Raw genomic sequence first — 22,950 nt, 5'->3', positions numbered from 1 at the left:
GTGCGGATGACGAGCTTCATGGCTTTGCCCGCGCCGGACGTCGGGCGCAAGTGCTGGGAGCCCTGGATCCGCTTGCAGTTGCAACGCGCGGTGGCGGCGCTACAAGCGATGCCTTAAGCCTGCCGTATCGCCATCCGAGGGTGCGCCCGCCTTCGACCCGTGGAGCTGCCGCATGAGCCTGTCCGACACCCCGTCCGCGCCGACCGCCGGGACGCCCGCCAAGCGCCGGCGCTGGCTGATCGCGCTGCCGGCCGTGGCCCTGGTTCTGGCGGCCGCCGGCTGGTCGGTCGCCTGGTTCTACGCCGCCGGCCGCGCCCAGACTGAGATCGACGCCTGGATCGCCCGCGAGGCGACCGAGGGGCGCAACTGGAGTTGCGCCAATCGCGAGCTCGGCGGCTTCCCCTTCCGCTTCGAGCTGATCTGCGCCGAGCCGACGGTGAGCTTCACCGGGGCCGGCCAATGGTCGGCGCGGATGGCGCGCGCCCATGCGGTGGCGCAGGTCTGGAACCCCAGCCATATCATCGCGGAATTCCAGGGGCCGGCGCGCTTGAGCGAAGCGGCGAGCGGGCGCGAGCTCGTCGGCAACTGGTCGCTGCTGCAGGTGAGCGGCGTCGGCCGCGAGGGCCGCGCCGAACGCCTCTCCGTCGCCGCCAACGACTATTCGCTGGCCGAGGGCGGCACCACCCTGTTCTCCGCCCGCCATGCCGAGCTGCATGTGCGCCACCATCCCGGCGAGGCGGCGGGCACGCTCGACATCGCCGCCGGCTTCAAGGGCGCGACCGGCATCGCGCCGGGCACGCCCGTGCGGGCCTCCATGAGCAATGCGCCCGGCACCAAACCCGCCGTCACCGCCGCCGTCACTCCCGCCGCCGCGCCGGCCGCGCCGACGGTCGATGCGGAATTCGAGGCGACGGTGACCGGCGTTCCGCCCTTCCGCTCCATGCCGCCGGCCCAGCGCCTCGCGCTGTGGCAGATGGCCGGCGGGCGGGTGAAGCTGCTGCAGGCCGAGGTGAACGGCGGCGGCGGCGCGCTCAGCGCCTCCGGCGATCTCGGCCTCGACGCGCTGCGCCGGCCGGACGGCAAGCTCGATCTCTCGCTGGTGAAGGCGCAGCAATTGTTCACGGCGCTGGCCTCGGCCGGGCTGATGCCCGACTTCATGGCCAACCTCGCCCCCGCCATGATGATGGCCGGCCTGCCGGCCAATGTGGACGGGGCGAAGGCGAGCACCTTCCCCTTCGTCTTCCGCGACGGCCGGGTGGCGCTCGGCATCCTGCCGCTCGGCAAGATCGGGCCGCTGTTCTGAGGGCTGACAGAAAGCCCTTCAGTACGCCGGTCGCAGCCTTTACGCCGTCATGCCCGGGCCAAGCCCGAGCATCCACGCCTGTTTCCGGCCAAGGAAGTCGCGGATCCCCGGGCCAAGCCCGGGGATGACGTCGATGGTGTAATCGAGGTCAGGCAATGAGCCGGCGCGATGACGCCTCGGCGGGGGCGACTCATACCGCGAAGATGGTCGCGCCGGTATCCGCCGTGCCCACCGCCGCGCGGAAGGAGGCGAAGAGCTCGCGTCCGACCCCGACATGCGACGGGGCGAGATTGGCCGGAGCGGGGGCACGCTCGGCCCACACTTCCGGATCGACCAGCACGGTGAGCGTGCCGGCGACCGCATCCACCCGGATCAGGTCGCCGTTGCGGATCAGCGCGATGGCGCCGCCATCGGCCGCCTCGGGCGTGACATGGATCGCCGCCGGCACCTTGCCGGAAGCGCCGGAGAGCCGGCCGTCCGTCACGAGCGCGACCTTGTTGCCGCGGTCCTGCAGCACGCCGAGCGGCGGCATCAGCTTGTGCAGTTCCGGCATGCCGTTGGCCTTCGGCCCCTGGAAGCGCACCACGGCGACGAAATCGCCCTTGAGGTCGCCGGCCTTGAAGGCGGCCTGAAGCTCCTCCTGCGAATGGAAGACCCGCGCGGGCGCCTCGATGACGTGGCGCTCGGGCGCGATGGCGGAAGTCTTGATGACGGCGCGGCCGAGATCGCCGGAGAGCAGCTTGAGCCCGCCGGTCGGCTGGAACGGCGCTGCGGCGCCGCGCACCACATTCTCGTCGCCGCTGGTGGCGGTGCCGTCGCGCCAGGCGAGTGAGCCGTCCTCGGCCAGCATCGGCTCGCGCGTATAGGCGTCCAACCCCCCGCCCCACACCGTCTCGACGTCGCGGTGCAGAAGGCCGGCGCCGAGCAACTCGCGGATGACGAAGCCCATGCCGCCGGCGGCGTGGAAATGGTTCACGTCGGCCTTGCCGTTCGGATAGACGCGGCAGAGCAGCGGGGTGATGTCGGCGAGCTCGGAGAAATCGTCCCAGGAGAGCTTGATGCCGGCCGTCGCCGCCATGGCGACGACGTGCAGCGTGTGGTTGGTCGAGCCGCCGGTGGCGTGCAGGCCGACCACGCCGTTCACGAACACCTTCTCGTCCAGCATCCGCCCCACCGGCACATAGTCGTTGCCGAGCGCGGTGATCGCCATGGCCCGCTCGGCGGCGGCGGTGGTCAGCGCCTCGCGCAGCGGCGTGTTGGGGTTGACGAAGGAGGCGCCGGGCAGATGCAGGCCCATGATCTCCATCATCATCTGGTTGGTGTTGGCGGTGCCGTAGAAGGTGCAGGTGCCCGGCCCGTGATAGGCCTGCGACTCGGCCTCGAGCAGCGCATCGCGCCCGACCTTCCCCTCGGCGAAGAGCTGGCGGATCTTCGCCTTGTCGTCATTGGAGAGGCCCGAGGTCATCGGTCCGGCGGGGATGAACACCGCCGGCAGATGGCCGAAGGAGAGCGCGCCGATGACGAGGCCGGGGACGATCTTGTCGCAGATGCCGAGGAAGACGGCGGCGTCGAAGGTCTGGTGCGACAGCGCCACCGCGGTCGCCAGCGCGATGACGTCGCGCGAGAACAGCGACAGCTCCATCCCCGCTTCGCCCTGGGTGACGCCATCGCACATGGCCGGCACGCCGCCGGCGACCTGCGCCACGCCGCCCATGCGGCGGGCGGCGGTGCGGATCAGCTCCGGGTAGCTCTCATAAGGCTGGTGGGCCGAGAGCATGTCGTTATAGGCGGTGACGATGGCGAGGTTGGCGCCCGCGCCCTCGCGCAGCATGGTCTTGTCGTCGACGCCGCAGGCGGCGAAGCCGTGCGCCTGGTTGGCGCAGCCGAGCTTGGCGCGGCTCGGGCCGCGCTCGGCGGCCGCGGCGATCCGTTCCAGATAGCGCTGGCGGGTGTCGTAGGACCGCCTGGCGATGCGCTCCGTGACCTCACCGAGACGTGCGTTCACGCTGGATGGAATGGCGTCGGCCATGCGGCTCTCCCTCAGGTCAACGGCCGGAGCGACCCGGCCGGTCGTGGTGGACGGCGCCCCGGCGGCGCCGCTGGAAAAGGTGGGGCTTTAAGGAGCCCAGAAGATGTCGAGCGGGCGAGGTGCCCGCAGCACGGCGCGGATCGGCATGTCGGTCGCCGGGCCCTCGCCCTGCGCCTTCACGAGAACCGCGCGCTTGCCCTCGCCCTCGATATGCAGCGCCAGCGCGTCGGCCGCCAGCAGCACGGGGAGGGTGAGGGTGATGCGCGGTTCGCCGGCGGCGGGCGCGTGCATCGGGATCAGGCCGAGGCTGCCCGCGGGGTCGATCGCCTCGTCGAGATGGTCGCCGCCGGGGAAGAAGGAGGCGGTGTGGCCGTCGTCGCCCATGCCGAGCACGGCCGCGGCCAGCGGCCAGGACAGGTCCTCCAGCGCCTCGTTGACGGCGAACAGGCCCGCTTCGGGCGTCGGTGCGTCATTGGCGAGGGGAACGAACTTCGCGCCGGCGGCGCGGTTCCTGAGCAGATGATGGCGCACCAGCGCGGCATTGGAGCGGTCCGAGGTCTCGCGCACCCAGCGCTCGTCGACCAGCGTGATGGCGATCTTGCTCCAGGGCAGGTCGCGGGTGGACAGCTCCTCGAAGAAATCGGTCGGCGTGCGCCCGCCCGACACGGCGAGGCTCGCCATGCCGTCGCGGGCGACCCGCGCGGCCAGTGCCGCTCCGATATAATCCGACAGGGCTTTCGCCAACGCTGCCCGCTCCGTGAATTCGTGCATGCTCGGCCCGCTCACGCGTCGTCTCCCTGATCTGCCGGCTCGATGGCCGGCTTTTGTTCGGCTACCAGCCTTGCGGCCTCATCCTGAGGTGCCCGGCCGACGGCCGGGCCTCGAAGGATGCTCGTTCGGGTGCCCTTAAGCGAGCATCCTTCGAGGCTCGCTGCGCTCGCACCTCAGGATGAGGGTGCATTATTCACGCGCCGTCCTCCAGCCACGTCCGGCCGTCGCGCTCGATGAGGGCGATGGCGGCGGACGGGCCCCAGGTGCCGGCGGTGTAGGGGCGCGGCGGCTCCTTGGCGCTGCGCCAGGCCTCCAGGATCGGATCGACCCAGCGCCAGGCCGCCTCGACCTCGTCGCGGCGCATGAACAGGGTCTGGTTGCCGCGCACCACGTCGAGGATCAGCCGCTCATAGGCGTCGGGATTGCGCACCTTGAACGCCTTGGCGAAGCTCATGTCGAGCGGCACATGTGTGAGGCGGATGCCGCCCGGGCCGGGGTCCTTGATCATCAGCCACAGCTTCACGCCCTCGTCCGGCTGCAGGCGGATGACGAGGCGGTTGGGATCGATCGGGCCGGCCGTGTCGTCGAACACCGAATGCGGCACGGGGCGGAAATTGACCACGATCTCCGAGACGCGCGAGGCGAGCCGCTTGCCGGTGCGCAGGTAGAACGGCACGCCGGCCCAGCGCCAGTTCTCCACCTCCGCCTTCACCGCGACGAAGGTCTCGGTCTGGCTGCGCGAGGAGCCGAGCTCCTCCAGATAGCCGGGCACCGCGCCGCCCGCCGAGGCGCCGGCGCGGTACTGCCCGCGCACGGTGACGGTCGCCATGTTGTGGTCGTCGATGGGCTTGAGCGCGCGCAGCACTTTAAGCTTCTCGTCGCGCACCGCGTCGGCGTCGAGCGAGGAAGGCGGCTCCATGGCGACGAGGCAGAGGAGCTGGAGCATGTGGTTCTGCACCATGTCGCGCATGGCGCCGGCGGTGTCGTAATAGCCGGCGCGCTCCTCGACACCGAGCGCCTCGGCGACGGTGATCTGCACATGGTCAATATGGGCGTTGTTCCACAAAGGCTCGAACAGGGCGTTGGCGAAGCGCAACGCCATCAGGTTCTGCACCGTCTCCTTACCCAGGTAATGGTCGATGCGGTAGACGCGGTCCTCGGGGAAGATACGCCCGACCTGCTGGTTGAGCGCGATGGCGGATTTCAGGTCCTTGCCGATCGGCTTCTCGATGACGACGCGGCCGTTCTCGGCGAGGCCGTATTTGCCGAGCTTCTCGCAGATCGGCCCGAAAAGCGCCGGCGCGGTGGCGAGGTAATAGACCGGGACGTGGTCGGCCTGCGCCGCGACGCGGCTTGCAAGCTCCGACCAGCCGGGCTCGGCGCCGGCATCGGCGGCGACATAGGAGAGGCGGCCGAGGAAGCGGTCGACCTCCGGCCCCTGCAACTCGGCGGCGGGGATGTGGTCGTTCAGCGCTTGCCGGGCGAAGGCGCGGAACTCGTCGTCGCTCAGCGGACGGCGCGACACGCCGATGATCGTCGCCTCGTCCGGGATCTGGCCGTCGAGGTCGCGATGGAACAGGGCGGGGATAAGCTTGCGGCGGGAGAGGTCGCCGGTCGCGCCGAAGACGGTCAGCGTGAAGGGAGCTACCGGAATCACGCGGCTGGTCATGGAGCAGTGTCTCCTCGTCTCGTGGTTCGCCTCGTAGCTCGCCTCATGGCGGCATCCGCGCCATCATATCCGTCCGCATCGCGGCCGGATTGCGGACGCGAACGCAGGCCTCGCGTCCAAGTCCTAGCAAAAACGATTCCGCACCGCGACAGCGCCGGGCACGGCCGCCGGAACTGTCGCGGCACTGTGCGACGGGGCGATGATGGGTGCCGGCTACCTCCGACATGGCTGCCTCTTTACATGTTGCACCGCAGCATTATGGCGTAAATGCGGACGATATGGGGACGAAATCGGGCGGGGTCGGTTGTGCAAAGTATTCCCGTCGCTGCACTTGCACAGCGGCCTCGACTGGCGCAGGTTGCACGTCGGCGGGTCGCCGAGCGGCGCCGAGGCCGGGATGCTTGATTAAAAAGGCTTCCTGATCAACGGTTTACTTAATAAGATATGCGCCCACACATTATTAGATATAAATTATTCCAAGTTTGGTATGCCAAATACATTATAATGTAAATACGTAATACCAGCTTACGTTGCGTTGCAGCAACGTAGTTTCGAAATTGCGCTTGGCTTTGATGCCGTCTTGGTACAAGTTATTCCACAGAATATCCGGCGAGAGACATAACAAGGTCGCCGGCTATCAGGCTGTGCCGGTCGCGACGAGAGGCACAGCCCAATCAGAAAGCCGACCAAAAGAGTCGGTCGTTCGCCACACCCCTTTGGGAAGGAAACGCCAAATGAAACACTTCCATGCTCTCGGCCTTGGCGCGATGACGGCGCTCGGCATGACGGCAATGTCCATGCTGCCGGCCGCCGCGGCCTGGCAGCCGACCAAGCCGGTCGAGTTCATCGTGCCGGCCGGTACCGGCGGCGGTGCCGACCAGATGGCCCGTACCCTTCAGGGCATCATCGCCAAGCATGAGCTCATGCCGACCCAGCTCGTCGTCATCAACAAGTCGGGCGGCGCCGGCGGCGAGGGCTTCCTCGACGTGAAGAGCAACAAGGGCAATCCGCACAAGATTGTCATCACGCTCTCCAACCTGTTCACCACCCCGCTTGCGACCGGCATTCCCTTCAACTGGAAGGACCTCACCCCCGTCGCCATGCTGGCGCTCGACGAGTTCGTGCTGTGGGTGAACGCCTCCGAGCCCTACAAGACCGCGCAGGACTACGTCGCGGCCATCAAGGCGGCGCCGGACAACACCTTCAAGATGGGCGGCACCGGCTCGAAGCAGGAAGACCAGATCATCACCGTCGCCTTCGAGAAGGCGGTCGGCAAGAAGATGACCTACATCCCGTACAAGGGCGGCGGCGAAGTCGCGGTGCAGCTCGTCGGCGGCCACATCAACTCCTCGGTGAACAACCCCATCGAGGCGGTGTCCCAGTGGCGCGGCGACAAGGTGCGCCCGCTCTGCGTGTTCGACTCCAAGACCCTGCCCTACACCGATAAGATCCAGGGTGACCTGTCCTGGTCGTCGGTCCCGACCTGCAAGTCGGCCGGCATCGACGTCGAGTATCTGATGCTGCGCGGCATCTTCATGCCCCCGGGCGTGAGCCAGGAGCAGGTCGACTACTTCGTCAACGTCTTCAAGAAGGTCCGCGAGACCCCCGAGTGGAAGCAGCTGATGAAGGATGGTGCCTTCAACCAGACCTTCATGGCCGGTGACGAGTTCAAGGCCTGGGTCGATCAGGCCGAGAAGACCCATAAGGGCCTGATGCAGGAAGCCGGCTTCATCGCCGGTAACTGACGCCGACTGACGGCGTAAGCCCGAGCACGGCCGGCCGGATGTCGTGATGGCACCGCCGGCCGCGCGATCCTCGCCGGATCGCGGCAAGAGTGGCCGCGGGGCGCATGAGCGTCCCCGCCCCACCGCCTCCGGGCGAGACACAACAAGAAACCTTTAGAGCGGGCTGGCGCCGAGTGTGCCGCCGGCGGGAGGACCCGCCGGCAGGTCTCTTGCGCGGGTTTGCCTTTGCGCGGATTTTCGGAGACATCGTCATGGAACAGGCTCATGGAGCGGGCGGCACGGGACCGAAGCAGCGCGCCGTCGAGATCGGCACCGCACTTCTAACCCTTCTGTTCGGCCTCATCGTCCTCTACGGCAGCTATCTCGTCGGCGTCGGCTGGGGCCCGGACGGCCCGCAGGCCGGCTTCTTCCCCTTCTATATCAGCCTCATCATCCTGGGTTGCAGCCTGATCAATCTCGTGCAGGGCATGCGCGAGGAGGACCGCACGCTGTTCGCCGAATGGGGGCAACTCGGCCAGGTGCTGAAGGTGCTGATCCCGTCCTGCATCTATGTCGCGCTGGTACCGTTCCTGGGCATCTACCTGCCGTCCGTGCTGCTCATCCTCGTCTTCATGATTTGGCTGGGCAAATATGGCTGGCCGCTGGCTATGGCCGTGGCCTTCGGCGTGCCGGCCTTCTTCTACATCACGCTCGAGCGCTGGTTCCTGATCCCGCTCCCCAAGGGGCCGATCGAGGCGATGCTCGGACTTTGATCAGGCACGAACAAGAAGGCCCGCCAAGGGAAAGCGCCCCATGAACATGATCGCTGAGAATTTCACATACCTCTACCACGGGTTCGGAATCGCTTCCGATCCGTTCAACATCCTCCTGATGGTGATCGGCATCCTGCTGGGTGTCATCATCGGCGTGCTGCCGGGCCTCGGCGGCGCCAACGGCGTCGCCATCCTGCTGCCGCTCACCTTCTCCATGTCGCCGACCTCGGCGATCATCCTGCTGACCTGTATCTACTGGGGTGCGCTGTTCGGCGGCGCCATCACCTCGGTGCTGTTCAACATCCCCGGTGAGCCGTGGTCGGTGGCTACGACCTTCGACGGCCATCCAATGGCGCGGTCGGGCCGCGCGGGCGAGGCGCTCACGGCGGCGTTCACGTCGTCCTTCGTCGGCGCCTTCTTCGCGATCGTCATGATCACGCTGATCGCTCCGCTGGTCGCGCAGTTCGCGCTGCAGTTCGGTCCGGCCGAGAAGTTCGCGGTCTACTTCCTCGCCTTCGCCTCCTTCGTGGGCATGAGCAAGGAGCCGCCGGCCAAGACCATCGTTTCCATGATGATCGGCTTCGCGCTCGCCGCGGTCGGCCTCGACATGGTGACCGGCCAGCTTCGCCTGACCTTCGGCATCACCGAACTGCTCAACGGCTTCGACTTCCTCATCGCGGTCATCGGTCTCTTCGGCATCGGCGAGATCCTGCTCACGATGGAAGAAGGCCTGGAGTTCCGCGGCAAGGCGGCGAAGATCGACCCGCGCGTGGTGTGGAAGACCTGGAAGACGCTGCCGCGCTTCTGGATGACCTCGCTGCGCTCCTGCATCATCGGCTGCTGGATGGGCATCACGCCCGCCGGTGCGACGCCCGCCTCGTTCATGTCCTACGGCATCGCCAAGCGCATGTCGAAGAACGGCAAGAACTTCGGCAATGGCGAGATCGAGGGCGTCGTCGCCCCCGAGACCGCCGCGCACGCCGCCGGTACGGCCGCCATGCTGCCGATGCTGGCGCTGGGCGTCCCCGGTTCGCCGACCGCCGCGGTTCTGCTCGGCGGCCTGCTGATCTGGGGTCTCCAGCCCGGCCCGATGCTGTTCGTCGAGCAGGCCGAGTTCGTGTGGGGCCTCATCGCCTCCATGTATCTCGGCAACATCGTCGGCCTCATCCTCGTGCTGACCACGGTGCCGCTGTTCGCCTCGATCCTGCGCATCCCCTTCTCGATCATCGCTCCGGTGATCCTGGTGATCTGCGCCATCGGTGCCTACACGGTGAACAACAACGTGTTCGACGTGCTGATGATGATGGTGTTCGGCGTCCTCGGCTATCTGCTGAAGAAGACGAACTACCCGCTGGCGCCGCTGGTTCTGGCGATCGTCCTGGGCGACAGCGCCGAGGAAGCCTTCCGCCAGGCCCTGCTCTACTCGGGCGGCTCGCTGACGGTCTTCTGGTCGAACGGGCTGGTGTCCTCGATCATGGGTCTCGGCGTCGTCGCCGGCCTGTGGCCGCTCATCGCCATCCTCTTCAGCAAGCTGCGCGGCCATTCCGCCCAGCCGGCCTGAGGTCGACCGATCAATACCCGCCGCGCCATGGCGCGGCGGGTTTCGGCCGAAACGGCGTTGCCCAGCGTAACGCCGGTACGGCGCCCAGGCGAAGGGCGGGGCAAATCGCCCTTCCGCCGAATCCCTCGCCCCCGGAGAGGGAGATCGGGCAATCGCCGGTCGCGACTATCCCGCTGCCAGAGCCACGCAGAGAAGGTGGCCGGCCAAGCGGGGCGCGTGCCGGTGTTTCGGGGACGGGAGGCAACGCCAATGTTCAATGCCGATCTCAGGCTTCATTCCCGACAGAGCGGGCACGCGCCCGTGGCCGGGTTCGGGATGGAAGCGTCATGATGAGCGTGGAAAGCACCATTCGCCGGGTCAACGGCGGCGCCGCCAAGCTCTCCGTGGCGCCGCTCGAGGACACCTCGACCTTCAAGAACCGCGCCTATGCCGCGCTGAAGGAGGTCATCGTCTCGCTCAACATCTACGACCAGCCCAACGAGGTGCGCCTCGACGAGCGCCAGCTCGCCCAGAGCCTGGGCGTCAGCCGCACCCCGGTGCGCGAGGCGATGGCGCAGCTCGAACGCGAGGGCTTCGTCCACTCGGTGCCGCGCCGCGGCATCTATGTGGTGCGCAAGACCAAGCGCGAGGTGATCGAGATGATCCAGGTCTGGGCGGCGCTGGAAAGCCTCGCCGCCCGGCTGATCACGATGAATGCGAGCGACGAGGAGATCGGCCGGCTGCGGCAGATGTTCGCCTCCTTCGACGAGGGCGATGAAGCTCCCCACGCCAAGCTCGACGAATATTCCGAGATCAACATCCAGTTCCACCAGACCATCATCGCCATGGGCGGCAACGGCATCCTCGAGGGCCTTGCCGAGAACCTGTTCACCCATATGCGCATGATCCGCCGCAAGACGATCGGCGAGGAGGACCGGGCCGACCGCTCGATCCAGGACCACCTCGCCATCATCCAGGCGCTGGAGGCGCGCGACACCGGCGCCGCCGAGGTGCTGGTGCGCAACCATGCGCTCGGCCTCGCCGAGCATGTGGCCCGCTTCGCCGACTATCTGGAATAGGCCGGCGGCGCGGGCCCGGTGGTCCGCGCCGCGCGGCGCGACATCTTTCTCCAACCTCTCCCCCGGCGGGTTCCTCGACCCCGTCGGGCGCTTTTTGTCTGGGGCAGGCCTTTTTTGGGAAGGCATCGACCGAACCGCCGCTGTCGCAAATGCCTGATCATGTGTGGCGTCGTTGCACCGCCGCACGGCGGATATGTCGTGCACGAGATGGCGGGCGTTGCGCCGCGCCGGCGATTACGTTAGGCACGACGAAGGCCTAGACGCCGGGCCCCCTTTCATTTTTCGCCCGTCCGCCACGCCGCAGGGGAGCCCGCCGGCATGCTGCGCTCGTTGACCGATTTCATCGCCGAGATTGCCGGCGGCGGCCGAGCTTCTGCCTTTGCCGAGAACGATTACCGCCTCGCCGCGGCGGCGCTGCTGGTGCATGTCGTCACCATTGACGGGGTGATCGGCGCTGATGAGATGGCCAAGCTGCGCCGCCTGCTCGCCGACCGCTTCAATCTCAACGAGGGCGACGCCGAGAAGCTGCTGGAAGCCGCGATCGCCCGCGACGCCGAGGCCGTCGACCTCTACGCCTTCACCAGCGTGCTCAACCGCGCCATGGACGAGGAAGGGCGCAAGCGCGTGGTCGAGATGATGTTCGAGGTCGCCTATGCCGATGGCGGCCTGACCGAGTTCGAGGACAATCTGGTCTGGCGCGCGGCCGAGCTGCTCAACGTCTCCTCGCGCGACCGCGTGCAGATCCGCAAGCGCGTGCGCGACGATTTCGACGACTGATCGAGATTGCGGGGCGCGTCGCGCCGCGGCTTGAACGCCGGTCCGATCCGTGGCGTCATCCTTGCTTGCCGGAACAGGCTCGCTTGAGTCGCCCGTCCATTCCTCCGGCCCGTGCCTGACGCAAAATGGCTTCCGCTTCCCATCCGCTGCCCGTCCTGATCGTGCTGCACCAGGAGCGTTCCTCGCCCGGACGGGTGGGGAGGCTGCTCGTCGAGCGCGGCTACCGGCTCGACGTCCGGCGCCCCTGCCTCGGCGAGATCCTGCCGGCGACGCTCGCCGGGCACGCCGGGGCGGTGATCTTCGGCGGGCCGCAGAGCGCCAATGACTGCCACGACTATGTGCGCGCCGAGATCGACTGGATCCGCGTGCCGCTCGGCGAGGGCAAGCCCTATCTCGGCATCTGCCTCGGCGCCCAGATGCTGGCCCGCCACCTCGGCGCGCAGGTGGCGCCGCATCCGCAAGGGCTGGTGGAGATCGGCTACTACCCGATCCAGGCGACGGGCGCCGGCGCGGCGCTGCTCGCCGGCGCGCTGGAGGGCGAGGACGCGGCGGCGTGGCCCGATCATGTCTATCACTGGCACCGCGAGGGCTTCGAGCTGGCGGAGGGTGCCGAGCTGCTCGCCGAGGGACAGACCTTTCCCAACCAGGCCTTCCGCTATGGTCCGGCGGCCTATGGGCTGCAGTTTCACCCGGAGGTGACGCATCACATGATGTGCCGCTGGACGGTGCGCGGCAGCGCGCGGCTCGACCTGCCCGGCGCGCGGCCGCGCGGCGCGCATTTCCTCGACCGGCTGCAGCATGACGGGCGCATCCGCCTGTGGCTGGACGCCTTCCTCGACCATTGGCTGGCCGGCGGCACCGCGCCGGCGCGATAGAAGAATTGTGATCGCCGCGAAAAGAAAAAAGCCGCGCTGAGCGAATCAGCGCGGCTTTTTATTTGTCCGGGCGTCGGCCCGAATCAGATGTGCGTCACGCCACCTTCTTGGCGCGGCCGCGGCCCTTGGCCGGAGCGGGCGCCGCAGGCTTCTTGCGCTGCTGGCCGAGGCCCATCTTCTTGGCAAGGTTCGAGCGGGCCTCAGCATAGCTCGGAGCGACCATCGGATAGTCGTTCGGCAGGCCCCACTTCGCGCGGTATTCTTCCGGCGTCATGTTGTACTTGGTACGCAGATGACGCTTGAGCGACTTGAACTTCAGGCCGTCCTCAAGGCAGATGATATATTCCGGCGTAACAGACTTCTTGACCGGAACGGCGGGCTTCAGAACCTCCTCGACCACGGCCGGGGCCGGGGTGGAGAGACGAAGCAGCGCGCCATGCACCTTGGCGATGAGATCGGGAAGCTCGGTGGCGGGAACGGAATTATTGCCGACGAAGGCGGCAACGACATCAGCGGTGAGGCCGAGATAGTCGACCGATGAGCTATCCTGATCCGACATTTATTTCCTCCATTGAGAACGACACGGATTTAGCACCAAAATAGGAAACGTCAATAAGCAATCGTAAAGCAGTGCGTGTTGGGAAAAGTTAAAATCTCGACAGGTTGGCCGAATTTACCGTTCGATTGCTAATGCATTCGTGATCTTACCGATGCGATGCCTGCCCAATGGTCTCAAGGCGAAGATGCTTCCGGCCTTTCGGCGATGGTGCACATAATCCCTGCTGGCAACGACATCATTTCTGAATATTTCCGGCCTTCGAACAATTTGCCGGGGCGGAAGCCTATCGGGAATGCCGTGGCTTCTTAGAAATAGAGCGCGATGTACGCATACGAACTATGCGCCGGACGCAAGTTGATAGTACACAATTTCGATCGCTCATTGCCGGCCGCCAGCCACAATTTCTGTTTCGGCGATCACATTCTGCTTAGTCATAGATGTGGTCGAAGAAGGCGCGCTCCAGCGCCACCGCGCGCTTGAAGAAGGCGCCGGCGCGGGCCTGCCCGGCCTCGTCGCTCGCCGCGCCGATGCGGTCGAGCTCGCCACGCAGCCAGGTCACGAAGCTGCGGAAGCCGTCATTATTGTGCAGGGTGATCCATTCCGCGTGCACGAAGTCCGCCGGCAGCGCCGCGCCGGGCCGGTCGGCCCAGGAGAGGTACAGCCATTCGGCCACGATGAGCACGGCGAGGCAGCTCGCATAGTCGTTGGTCTGCGCGGCGTCCTGCATCAGCTGCTGGAAGCCGGCGGTGGGCGCGGTGATGACCGGATGCACGCGTTCGGCCGCCGGCACGCCGAGCGCGTCGAAGGCGCGCTGGAAATAGGTGTTCTCGTCCGAGGTGATCATCGCCGCGAATTGCGAGAAGCGGATGCGCGACTCGAATTGGTCGGCGGTGGCGATGGCCATGCCGAGCAAGGCGACGAAGCGGTCGACGAACTGGTAGTCCTGCGTCAGGTAACGGCGCATCACGCCGGGATCGACCGCACCGGCGAAGATCTCGTCGACGAAGCGGTGCCCGACCGCCGCGTTCCAGTCCCCGCTGTTCTCCGCGCGCAGTTCGTCGCTGAAGCTCATCCCTCGTCCCTCCATTGCCGGTTTCGCCGGGGTTCTAGGGCGAGGGAGGGGGCGCGTCGAGGGCGAAGACCGCTACATGCGCACGGTCTGCCCGCCGTCGACCACCAGCACATGGCCGTTGACGAAGGAGGCCTCGTCGGAAGCGAGGAACACCGCCGCCGGGCCGATCTCCTGCGGGCGGCCCCAGCGGCCGAGCGGCACACGCACATCGACGAAGGCGGAGAAATCGGCATCGGCCACCAGCCGCTCGTTCGTCTGGGTCGCGAACATGCCGGGCGCGATGGCGTTCGAGGTGACGCCGGCGCGGGCATAGTCGATAGCGAGCGCCCGCATCAGCCCGGTGAGGCCGGCCTTGGCGGCGGTGTAGACGGGATCGCGCGGCAGGGCGACATGGCCGGCGATGGAGGTGACGAAGATCAGCCGCCCGTGCCCCTGCGCCGCCATGAGCGCGGCCGCCTCGCGCGCCAGCATGGTGGGCGCCACGAGATTGGTGGCGATGAGCGTGGCAGCCTCCTCCGCGGAGAAGTCGCTCAGCGGCCGCCGGTCGCGCACGCCGACATTGTTGACGAGGATGTCGAGCCTTCCATGGTCGCGGACGATGGCGGCGAGCGCCTCCCGCGCGGCGTCGAGGTCGGCGACGTCGAAGGGGGCGGTCCCGGCCTGCCGCCCGGTGGCCGCGCGGATCGCCTCGGCTGCCTCTTCCAGCCGGCCGGCGTCGCGCCCGTTGACGATCACGCTCGCCCCCGCGCTCGCCAGCGCCTTCGCCATCTCGAGGCCGAGGCCGCGGCCGGCGCCGGTGACGAGGGCGACGCGGCCGTCGAGGCGGAAGGGGCGTGGGAGGGTCGGATCGGTCATGAACGGGCTCGCGAGGACGATGGAAACGCCGCCACTGTCGCGCCCCGAACTGCCGCGCGCCACCCGCTTTCGGAGCCGACCATCGGCATGCCAGACTAATCGCACGGCGCCTCGCAGGCTGGCATCCGATTCGCATGACGCCCCGGCGAGACGCGCGATGACAGGGGGAGGTCGGCCATGCCGCTTATTCGCAACAGCTACGGCAAGGGCCGCGTTCGCATCATGCGGGTCAAGCGCGACAGCGCGCGGCACGAGGTGCGCGAGCTCTCGGTGCAGGCGATGCTGAGCGGCGACTTCGACGCCGCCTATACCGAGGGCGACAATTCGAAGGTCGTCGCCACCGACTCGATCAAGAACATCGTCAACATCGTCGCCCGCGACCATGTCGGCGCCGAGAACGAGGAATTCGCCGGTCTTCTCGCCAAGTATTTCCTCGATCGCTACGACCATGTATCGGGCGTCGACATCGCCGCCACCGAGACGAAATGGACGCGCATCGCCGTCGACGGCGCGCCGCACGACCATGCCTTCGTGCTCGACGGCAACGGCAAGCCCTTCGTCGAATTATCGGCGACGCGCGAGGCCTCGCGCCTCGTCTCCGGCGTCACCGGCCTGACCTTCCTGAAGACCACGCAGTCGGGCTGGGAAAACTATGTGTTCGACGAGGCGACGACCTTGAAGCCGACCGCCGACCGGCTCTTCGCCACCGCGATGGACGCCTCCTGGCTCTGGTCTTCCGTGCCCGCCTCCTATCCCCGGGCCAATGCGGCGGTGCTGGCAGCGGCGCTGAAGGTGTTCGCCGGCACCTACAGCCCCGGCGTGCAGAACACCATGTATCTCATGGGCGAGGCGGTGCTCGCCGCCGTGCCGGAAGTGGCCGAGATCACCATGGCCTGCCCGAACAAGCATTATCTGCCCATCGACCTCTCGCCCTTCGGCCGCGGCTTCGACGGGCAGGTGTTCACCCCGACCGACGAGCCGCACGGCCAGATCGAGTGCACGGTCGGGCGCGGCTGAGGCAGAAGGCGTGGATCTCAACACGGTCACGGCGGTTCTGCGGCCCCGCGCGCGGGCCGAGCTCGGCGGGCTGGAGGTGGGCGATGCCTTCCTCGCCGGCGGCACCTGGCTTTTCTCGGAGCCGCAGCCGGCGGTGCGCCGCCTCGTCGACCTGACCGACCTCGACTGGGTGCCCTTGCTGGCGGGCGAGGAAGGGCTGACGATTTCCGCCACCTGCACCATCGCCCAGCTCTACGCCTTCGAGCCGCCTTCGGGCTGGAGCGCAGCGGCGCTGATCCCGCAATGCTGCCGCGCCTTCCTCGCCTCGTTCAAGATCTGGAACATGGCGAGCGTGGGCGGCAATATCTGCCTCGGCCTGCCGGCGGGGCCGATGATCTCGCTCTGCGCGGCGCTCGACGGCACCTGCCTCGTCTGGTCGCCGGATGGCGGGGAGAGGCGCGTCAAGGTGGCCGACTTCGTGCGCGGGCCGCAGCACAACGCGCTGGAACCGGGCGAAGTGCTGCGTGCCATCGAGCTGCCGGCGAAGGCGCTGGCGTGCCGCACCGCCTTCCGCCGCGCCTCGCTCACGCCGCATGGTCGCTCCGGCGTGCTGCTGATCGGCACGCTCGCGCGCGACGGCGCTTTCGCCCTGACCGTGACGGCCGCCACCCGCCGCCCGATGCGGCTCGACTTTGACGCGCTTCCGGACCGGGCGGCGCTGGCGGAGCGGCTCGCGCAGGCGATCCCCGACGCGCTCTATTACGACGACATCCACGGCCGGCCGGACTGGCGCCGCCACATGACCGGGCTGTTCGCGCAGGAGATATGCGCGGAGCTGGCGGAGGGGGCGGCGTGAACCTCACCGTCAACGGTCATGTGCAGCAGGCGGCGCCACTCCCCGGCCAGTCCCTGCGCACGCTGTTGCGCGATCTCGGCTGGTTCGGGGTGAAGAAGGGGTGCGACGTCGGCGATTGCGGCGCCTGCACCGTGCATCTCGACGGGCGGCCGGTGCATAGCTGCCTCGTTCCCGCCCATCGCGCCGAGGGGCGGGCCGTCACCACCATAGAGGGGCTGGCCGCGACCGCCGAGGGGCCGGGCCTGCACCCGATGCAGCAGGCGTTCCTCGACGCGCAGGGTTTCCAGTGCGGCTTCTGCACCGCCGGCATGGTGATGACCGCGGCCAGCCTCGACCAGGGCCAGAAGGCGGAGCTTCCCGTGGCGCTGAAGGGCAACCTCTGCCGCTGCACCGGCTACCGCGCAATCGCCGACGCCATCGCCGGTGTGCGGGATGCGGATGATGAAGGCGCGGCGGCCGGCGGCAATCTGCCGGCACCGGCCGGGCCGGCCATCCTCACCGGCACGGCGCGCTACACCATGGACGCGGCGCCGGAGGGCGAGCTGGCCGGTCTGCTGCACATGAAGCTGCTGCGCTCGCCGCACCCGCATGCGCGCATCCTGCGCATCGACACGTCCGCCGCGCTGGCGCTGCCCGGTGTCGTCGCCGTGCTCACCCAAGAGGACGCGCCGGCCCGGCATTTTTCGAGCGCGCGGCACCACCACGACACGGACGACGTCGACGATACGCGGGTGCTGGACGATATTGTCCGCCATGTCGGCCAGCGCGTCGCCGCGGTGGTGGCGACGAGCGAAGCGGCGGCGGAGGCGGGACGCGACGCGCTCGTCGTCGAGTATGAAGTCCTGCCGGCCGTGTTCGATGCGGAACAGGCGATGACGCCTGGCGCGCCGCTGGTGCATGGCGGGAAGGCTGCGGGCTCGCGCATCGCCGATATCGGCCGCAACATCGTCGCCGAGCTGCATGGCGAGATCGGCGACATCGAAGCCGGCTTCAAGGCGGCCGACGTGATCCACGAGGCGACCTATGTGAGCCAGCGCGTGCAGCACGCGCATCTGGAGACGCATGGCTGCATCGGCTGGCGCGCCGCCGACGGGCGGCTCATCCTCCGCACGTCATCGCAGACGCCGTTTCTGACCCGCGACGCGCTGTGCACGCTCTACGACCTGCCGCGCGAAAAAGTGCGTGTCTTCACCGAGCGGGTCGGCGGCGGCTTCGGCGGCAAGCAGGAGATGCTGGTCGAGGACATCGTGGCGCTGGCGGTGCTGAAGACCGGCCGGCCGGTGAAGCTGGAATATACGCGGACCGAGCAGTTCGCCGCCTCGACCAGCCGCCATCCGATGCGGGTGACGGTCAGGCTCGGCGCCACGCGCGAGGGGCGGCTCATCGCCATCTCCATGCGCATGCTTTCCAACACCGGCGCCTACGGCAATCACGCCGCCGGCGTGCTGTTCCACGGCGCCGGCGAGTCCATCGCGCTCTATCGCTGCCCGAACAAGCGGGTCGACGGCTATGCCGTCTACACCCACACCCTGCCGAGCGGCGCCTTTCGCGGCTACGGGCTGAGCCAGACCAATTTCGCCGTGGAATCGGCGATGGACGAGCTGGCGGGAAAGCTCGGGCTCGATCCCTTCACGCTGCGCCGGCTCAACGTGGTGACGTCGGGCGACGCCATGGTGTCGTGGTCGCAGACGCACCACGACGTCGAGATGGGCAGCTACGGCCTCGGCCAGTGCCTCGACGCGGTGGAGGAGGCGCTGGCGAGGCCGTCGCCCGAGCGATTATCCGACGACTGGCTCGTTGGCCGCGGCATGGCGGCGGCGATGATCGACACCATCCCCCCGCGCGGCCATGTCGCCCAGACGCGGCTGCGCCTCACCACCGAGGGCCGCTACGAGTTGCTGACCGGCACTGCCGAGTTCGGCAACGGCACCACGACGGTTCACGTGCAGATCGCCGCCACCGTGCTCGGCGCGTCCGCCGGGCAGATAGCGGTGCGCCAGTCCGACACCGAGCATGTCGCCCATGACACCGGCGCCTATGGCTCGACCGGCACGGTGGTCGCTGGCGAGGCGACCCGCAAGGCGGCCGAGGCGCTGGCTGCCGCGATCCGGCAGGCGGCAGCGGCGAAGCTCGGCGTGGCGGCCGATCACTGCCGCATCGAGGGCGGGGAAGTGATCGCCGGCGCGCACCGCCTAACGCTCACTGATTTGGCGCCGCTCGAAGCCGTAGGCGACGCCGCCGGCACGCCGCGCTCCGTCGCCTTCAACGTGCAGGCCTTCGAGGTCGCCGTGCATCGCCGCACCGGCGAGATCCGCATCCTGCGCTCCCTGCACGGCGCCGATGCCGGCACCGTCATCAACCCGATGCAGTGCCGCGGGCAGGTGGAGGGCGGCGTGGCGCAGGCGATCGGCGCGGCGCTCTACGAGAAGCTGGTGATCGACGAGGCGGGGGCGGTGGCCAATCCGAGCTTCCGGGGCTACCACATCCCCGCCTTCGCCGACGTGCCGCGCACCGAGGTGTTCTTCGCTGAAACCCATGATTCCATCGGCCCGCTGGGCGCCAAGTCGATGAGCGAGAGCCCCTATAATCCCGTCGCCGCGGCGCTCGCCAACGCCATCTTCGACGCCACCGGCGTGCGTCTGCGCGAGACGCCGTTCACTGCGGATGTGCTCTACGCGCTGCTGCCCGACCAGAAGGACGCGGCTGAATGATCACCGTGCTGCGCGGCCCGGCGGCGACGCTGGTGGACGACCCGTTCGACAAGCCCTCGCGCGCCTGCCTCGACTATCATTCGGACGCGCTGGTGATCGTCGAGGACGGCGTCATCCGCGCCTTCGGCCCCTATGCCGAGCTGCGCGACGCCGTGCCCGAGGGCGTCGAGCCGGTGCACTATCCCGACCATCTCATCGTGCCCGGCTTCATCGACGCCCATGTGCACTATCCGCAGCTGCAGATGATCGGCGCCTTCGGCGCGCAGCTCTTGGAATGGCTGGACACCTACACCTTCCCCGCCGAGCAGAGCTTCGCCGATGCCGGCCACGCAGCGCGCGTCGCCAAGCTGTTCCTGCGCGAATTGCTGCGCGCGGGCACCACCACGGCGATGGTCTATTGCACCGTGCATCCCCAATCCGTGGAGGCGTTCTTCGCCGAGTCCGAGCGGTTCAACACCCGGATGATCGCCGGCAAGGTGCTGATGGACCGCCACGCCCCGGCTGCGCTGCTCGACACCGCCCAGCGCGGCCATGACGAAAGCCTCGCTTTGATCGAGCGCTGGCACGGTCGCGGGCGGCAGCTCTACTGCGTCACCCCGCGCTTCGCCCCGACTTCGACGGAGGCTCAGCTGGAGGCCGCCGGCGCGCTGCTGAAGAGCCGCGACGGGCTCTTCCTCCAGACGCATCTGTGCGAGAATCCCGGTGAGATCGAGTGGGTGCGCGAGCTCTTCCCCGCCCGCGCCTCCTATCTCGACGTCTACGCCCATGCCGGCCTCGTCGGCCGCCGCTCCATGTTCGGCCATGGCGTGCATCTGCACGAGGACGACTTCTGCACCTGCCATCAGAGCGGCGCGGCGCTGGCGCATTGCCCGACCTCGAACCTGTTCCTCGGCAGCGGGCTGTTCCGCCTGTTCGAGGCGGTCGATCCGCGCCGGCCGGTCAAGGTCGGGCTCGGCACGGATGTCGGCGCCGGCACCAGCCTGTCGAAGTTGCAGACGCTGAACGAAGCCTACAAGGTCGCAGCCATGGCCGGGCACAAGCTCGACGCGGTGCAGGGGCTCTATCTCGCCACGCTCGGCGGCGCGCGGGCGCTCTGCCTCGACGACCGGCTCGGCCGGCTGGCGCCGGGCTGCGAGGCCGATATCTGCGTGCTCGACCCGAAGGCGACGCCGCTGATGGAATTCCGCGCCGGCTATTGCGACTCGGTCGAGGAACTGCTGTTCATGCTGATGACGCTGGGCGACGACCGGGCGGTGCGCGCCACCTGGGTCGCCGGCGCCTGCGTCTACGACCGCGCCCGTCCGGGCGACCCGTTCCTTCCCGCCGACGCCGCATGAGAAGTGAGATCGCCGTGTCCGACCGCATCAGCCTCGACGACCTCAACGCCCTCGACAAGGCGGGCTTCGTCATCGCGCTGCACGACATCTTCGAGCATTCGCCCTGGGTGGCGGACGCGGCCTATCGCGAGCGGCCCTTCGCCACCGTCGCGGCGCTGCATACGGCGCTGATGGGGGTGGTGCGCGCGCGCGGCGAGGCCGAGCAGGCGGCGTTCGTCTCCATCCATCCCGACCTCGCCGGCAGGGCGGCGCGGGCCGGCGCCATCGCCCCGGCCTCGGTCTCCGAGCAGGCGGGGCTCGGCCTCGACCAGCTTTCCGAGGAGGAATACACGCGCTACGAGGCGCTCAACACCGCCTATCGCGAACGCTTCGGCTTTCCCTTCGTGATCTGCGTGCGCCGGCAGACCCGCGACGCCGTCCTCGACGCCTTCGAGCGGCGGCTGACCAATGACCGCGCCACCGAACTCGCCAACGCCATCGACGAGATCGACCACATCACCCGGCTGCGCCTGGCCGAGCGCATCGACGGGCCGGGCCTGCCGGACATCGCCGGGCGGCTCACCACCCATGTGCTCGACACCCACAAGGGCGGGCCGGCGGCGGGCGTGCGCGTCGAACTGTTCGAGGTCGGCGCCTCCGGCCGGGCGCGGCTGACGGAGGCGATCACCAATCAGGACGGCCGCACCGACGCGCCTCTGCTCGCCGACGTGCCGCTGCGCATCGGCACTTATGAGCTCGTCTTCCACATCGGCGCCTATTTCGCCGAGAGCGGCGCGGCGCTGCCGCACAAACCCTTCCTCGGCGAGGTTCCGGTCCGCTTCGGCATCGCCGAGCCGGAAGGGCACTATCATGTGCCGCTGGTGGTCACGCCCTGGAGCTACTCGACCTATCGGGGAAGCTGAGGGGCCCCAAGCGTCACTTCTTCGGCTGCACCACCACCGTCGCCGACATGCCGGCGGCGAGCTCCACGCCGGGCGGCAGCTTGCCGATCCTGATGCGCACCGGGATGCGCTGGGCGAGGCGGATCCAGTCGAACTCGGCCGGCACGTCGGCCAGCAGTCCCCGGCTGTCGGTGGTGTTGGCGATGGCCCGGCTCATGCCCTCGACCACGCCATCCAGCACCACATTGCCGGCCATCAACTCGATTCGGGCGGGATCGCCGTCGCGGATCGCCGGCAGCTTCGTCTCCATGAAATAGGCGTAGACATAGAAGGAATCGCTGTCGACGAGCGCCAGCACGCTCTCGCCGGCGGTGGCGTAGTTGCCGACGAAGATATTGAGGTTGGTGACATAGCCGTCGACCGGCGTGCGCACCTGGCTGCGGGTCAGGTTGATCTGCGCGGTGGCGAGCGCGGCGCGGGCGGCGTCGAGCTCGGCCTGCGCCTCGCCGGCGGTGGTCGTCGCGCGCTCGGTCGACTGGATGGAGATCGCCTCGTTGTCCTGCTGGCCGAGGGTGACGTCGCGCCTGGCGGTGTCCTGCGCGTACTTCAGCGCCTGCACCTTCAGCTCGACCTGCGCCTGCGCCTGCTGCACGGCGACCTGGAAGCGCTCCTGGTCGATGACGAACAGCACGTCGCCCTTGCTGACCTTCTCGTTGTCGGCCACGTTCACCTTGCTGACGAGGCCGGAGACGTCCGGGGCGATCTCCACCACATTGGCCAGCACCCGCGCGTCGCGGGTCCAGGGCGAGAGCGTGTAGTAGATCCAGAGCTGCCAGCCGACCGCGACCGCCGCGGCCACGGCAAGCAGCGTCACGCCGACGCGCAGCAGGATTCCGGCCAGATTCATCCCATTCCTCCCGCGAAGGCCGGCAGGCTGAAGATCACCGCCCCGAGCACGATGACGTAGAGCGCCGCGTCGAACAGCGCCCGGTGCCAGACCAGCTTGTAGAAACCGCCGCGCTTCAGCCCCAAGCGCAGCAGCAGGAAGGGCGGCACCGCCAGCAGGCACCACACCATCAGCGGCGGCAGATAGAAGCCGAGCACTTCAGGTGTGTGAAAGGCGATCTGCGAGGAAAACAGCAC

General features: G+C 68.3%; 20 protein-coding genes. 12 read left to right on the top strand and 8 right to left on the bottom strand.

The features are described from left to right. Positions 1-172: 172 nt before the first annotated feature. Positions 173-1,303 (top strand): DUF2125 domain-containing protein, encoded by a 1,131-nt coding sequence (locus tag SNOV_RS16890; protein ID WP_013168176.1) that lies wholly within the window; start codon positions 173-175, stop codon positions 1,301-1,303. Positions 1,304-1,493: 190 nt separating this feature from the next. Here SNOV_RS16890 and edd read toward each other — a convergent pair whose 3' ends face one another. The 3 genes from edd to zwf all read right to left on the bottom strand — a co-directional run bounded on the left by edd (position 1,494) and on the right by zwf (position 5,772). Next, positions 1,494-3,332 carry a phosphogluconate dehydratase gene (gene edd / locus SNOV_RS16885; protein WP_013168175.1) on the bottom strand — a complete coding sequence of 613 codons (1,839 nt, stop codon included), beginning with the start codon at positions 3,330-3,332 and terminating at the stop codon, positions 1,494-1,496. An 87-nt stretch (positions 3,333-3,419) separates the two neighbouring features. Beyond that, the gene (gene pgl, locus SNOV_RS16880; RefSeq protein ID WP_013168174.1) at positions 3,420-4,103 is read right to left on the bottom strand and encodes a 6-phosphogluconolactonase; all 684 of its coding nucleotides are present in this window, start codon (positions 4,101-4,103) and stop codon (positions 3,420-3,422) included. Positions 4,104-4,296: 193 nt separating this feature from the next. Then, the gene (zwf, locus tag SNOV_RS16875; protein ID WP_013168173.1) at positions 4,297-5,772 is read right to left on the bottom strand and encodes a glucose-6-phosphate dehydrogenase; all 1,476 of its coding nucleotides are present in this window, start codon (positions 5,770-5,772) and stop codon (positions 4,297-4,299) included. A 734-nt stretch (positions 5,773-6,506) separates the two neighbouring features. Here zwf and SNOV_RS16870 point away from each other — a divergent pair. The 6 genes from SNOV_RS16870 (at position 6,507) to SNOV_RS16845 (ending at position 12,540) form a co-directional block, all read left to right on the top strand. Next, positions 6,507-7,517: a Bug family tripartite tricarboxylate transporter substrate binding protein gene (locus SNOV_RS16870; RefSeq protein WP_013168172.1), complete on the top strand. Its 1,011-nt coding sequence runs from the start codon at positions 6,507-6,509 to the stop codon at positions 7,515-7,517. A gap of 251 nt (positions 7,518-7,768) precedes the next feature. Continuing rightward, a complete protein-coding gene (locus tag SNOV_RS16865; RefSeq protein WP_013168171.1) occupies positions 7,769-8,269 on the top strand; it encodes a tripartite tricarboxylate transporter TctB family protein in 501 nt (166 codons plus the stop codon). A 46-nt stretch (positions 8,270-8,315) separates the two neighbouring features. Next, positions 8,316-9,830 (top strand): tripartite tricarboxylate transporter permease, encoded by a 1,515-nt coding sequence (locus SNOV_RS16860; RefSeq protein ID WP_041783551.1) that lies wholly within the window; start codon positions 8,316-8,318, stop codon positions 9,828-9,830. 326 nt (positions 9,831-10,156) lie between these two features. Then, positions 10,157-10,888 (top strand): GntR family transcriptional regulator, encoded by a 732-nt coding sequence (locus tag SNOV_RS16855; RefSeq protein ID WP_013168169.1) that lies wholly within the window; start codon positions 10,157-10,159, stop codon positions 10,886-10,888. 318 nt (positions 10,889-11,206) lie between these two features. Further along, positions 11,207-11,665 (top strand): tellurite resistance TerB family protein, encoded by a 459-nt coding sequence (locus tag SNOV_RS16850; protein WP_013168168.1) that lies wholly within the window; start codon positions 11,207-11,209, stop codon positions 11,663-11,665. Positions 11,666-11,790: 125 nt separating this feature from the next. After that, a complete protein-coding gene (locus SNOV_RS16845; RefSeq protein ID WP_013168167.1) occupies positions 11,791-12,540 on the top strand; it encodes a glutamine amidotransferase in 750 nt (249 codons plus the stop codon). A 94-nt stretch (positions 12,541-12,634) separates the two neighbouring features. Here the strand turns inward: SNOV_RS16845 and SNOV_RS16840 are convergent, their stop codons facing one another. The 3 genes from SNOV_RS16840 to SNOV_RS16830 form a co-directional block, all read right to left on the bottom strand. Then, positions 12,635-13,099 (bottom strand): Ros/MucR family transcriptional regulator, encoded by a 465-nt coding sequence (locus SNOV_RS16840; RefSeq protein WP_013168166.1) that lies wholly within the window; start codon positions 13,097-13,099, stop codon positions 12,635-12,637. Between the two features lie 427 nt (positions 13,100-13,526). Then, positions 13,527-14,171 (bottom strand): TenA family protein, encoded by a 645-nt coding sequence (locus SNOV_RS16835; RefSeq protein ID WP_013168165.1) that lies wholly within the window; start codon positions 14,169-14,171, stop codon positions 13,527-13,529. Between the two features lie 72 nt (positions 14,172-14,243). Further along, positions 14,244-15,026: an SDR family oxidoreductase gene (locus tag SNOV_RS16830; protein ID WP_013168164.1), complete on the bottom strand. Its 783-nt coding sequence runs from the start codon at positions 15,024-15,026 to the stop codon at positions 14,244-14,246. Between the two features lie 177 nt (positions 15,027-15,203). On the opposite strand from SNOV_RS16830, the gene pucL reads away from it, so the two are divergent. The 5 genes from pucL to uraD are packed head-to-tail and all read left to right on the top strand — an operon-like array spanning position 15,204 to position 21,828. After that, complete coding sequence (pucL, locus tag SNOV_RS16825) at positions 15,204-16,043, top strand: factor-independent urate hydroxylase (RefSeq protein WP_013168163.1); 840 nt, start codon at positions 15,204-15,206, stop codon at positions 16,041-16,043. 10 nt (positions 16,044-16,053) lie between these two features. After that, the gene (locus SNOV_RS16820; protein ID WP_013168162.1) at positions 16,054-16,878 is read left to right on the top strand and encodes an FAD binding domain-containing protein; all 825 of its coding nucleotides are present in this window, start codon (positions 16,054-16,056) and stop codon (positions 16,876-16,878) included. Further along, positions 16,875-19,589, top strand: coding sequence for a molybdopterin-dependent oxidoreductase (locus SNOV_RS16815; protein WP_013168161.1), 2,715 nt, complete (start codon positions 16,875-16,877; stop codon positions 19,587-19,589). The genes SNOV_RS16820 and SNOV_RS16815 overlap by 4 nt, the downstream gene beginning before the upstream one ends. Continuing rightward, entirely contained in the window at positions 19,586-20,926 is a 1,341-nt protein-coding gene (gene guaD, locus SNOV_RS16810) for a guanine deaminase (protein ID WP_013168160.1), read from the top strand. Before SNOV_RS16815 ends, guaD begins: the two co-directional genes overlap by 4 nt. Next, positions 20,923-21,828: a 2-oxo-4-hydroxy-4-carboxy-5-ureidoimidazoline decarboxylase gene (gene uraD / locus SNOV_RS16805; protein ID WP_013168159.1), complete on the top strand. Its 906-nt coding sequence runs from the start codon at positions 20,923-20,925 to the stop codon at positions 21,826-21,828. Before guaD ends, uraD begins: the two co-directional genes overlap by 4 nt. Positions 21,829-21,841: 13 nt before the next feature. Here the strand turns inward: uraD and SNOV_RS16800 are convergent, their stop codons facing one another. Both SNOV_RS16800 and SNOV_RS16795 read right to left on the bottom strand, forming a co-directional pair. Next, a complete protein-coding gene (locus SNOV_RS16800; protein WP_013168158.1) occupies positions 21,842-22,714 on the bottom strand; it encodes an efflux RND transporter periplasmic adaptor subunit in 873 nt (290 codons plus the stop codon). Beyond that, positions 22,711-22,950, bottom strand: a complete 240-nt coding sequence (locus tag SNOV_RS16795; protein WP_013168157.1) for a DUF1656 domain-containing protein — start codon at positions 22,948-22,950, stop codon at positions 22,711-22,713. Before SNOV_RS16795 ends, SNOV_RS16800 begins: the two co-directional genes overlap by 4 nt.

Source organism: Ancylobacter novellus DSM 506, assembly GCF_000092925.1.
Lineage (GTDB): Bacteria > Pseudomonadota > Alphaproteobacteria > Rhizobiales > Xanthobacteraceae > Ancylobacter > Ancylobacter novellus.
Note: the sequence above shows the minus strand (reverse complement) of the source record. Positions and strands in the feature narration are given on the sequence as shown.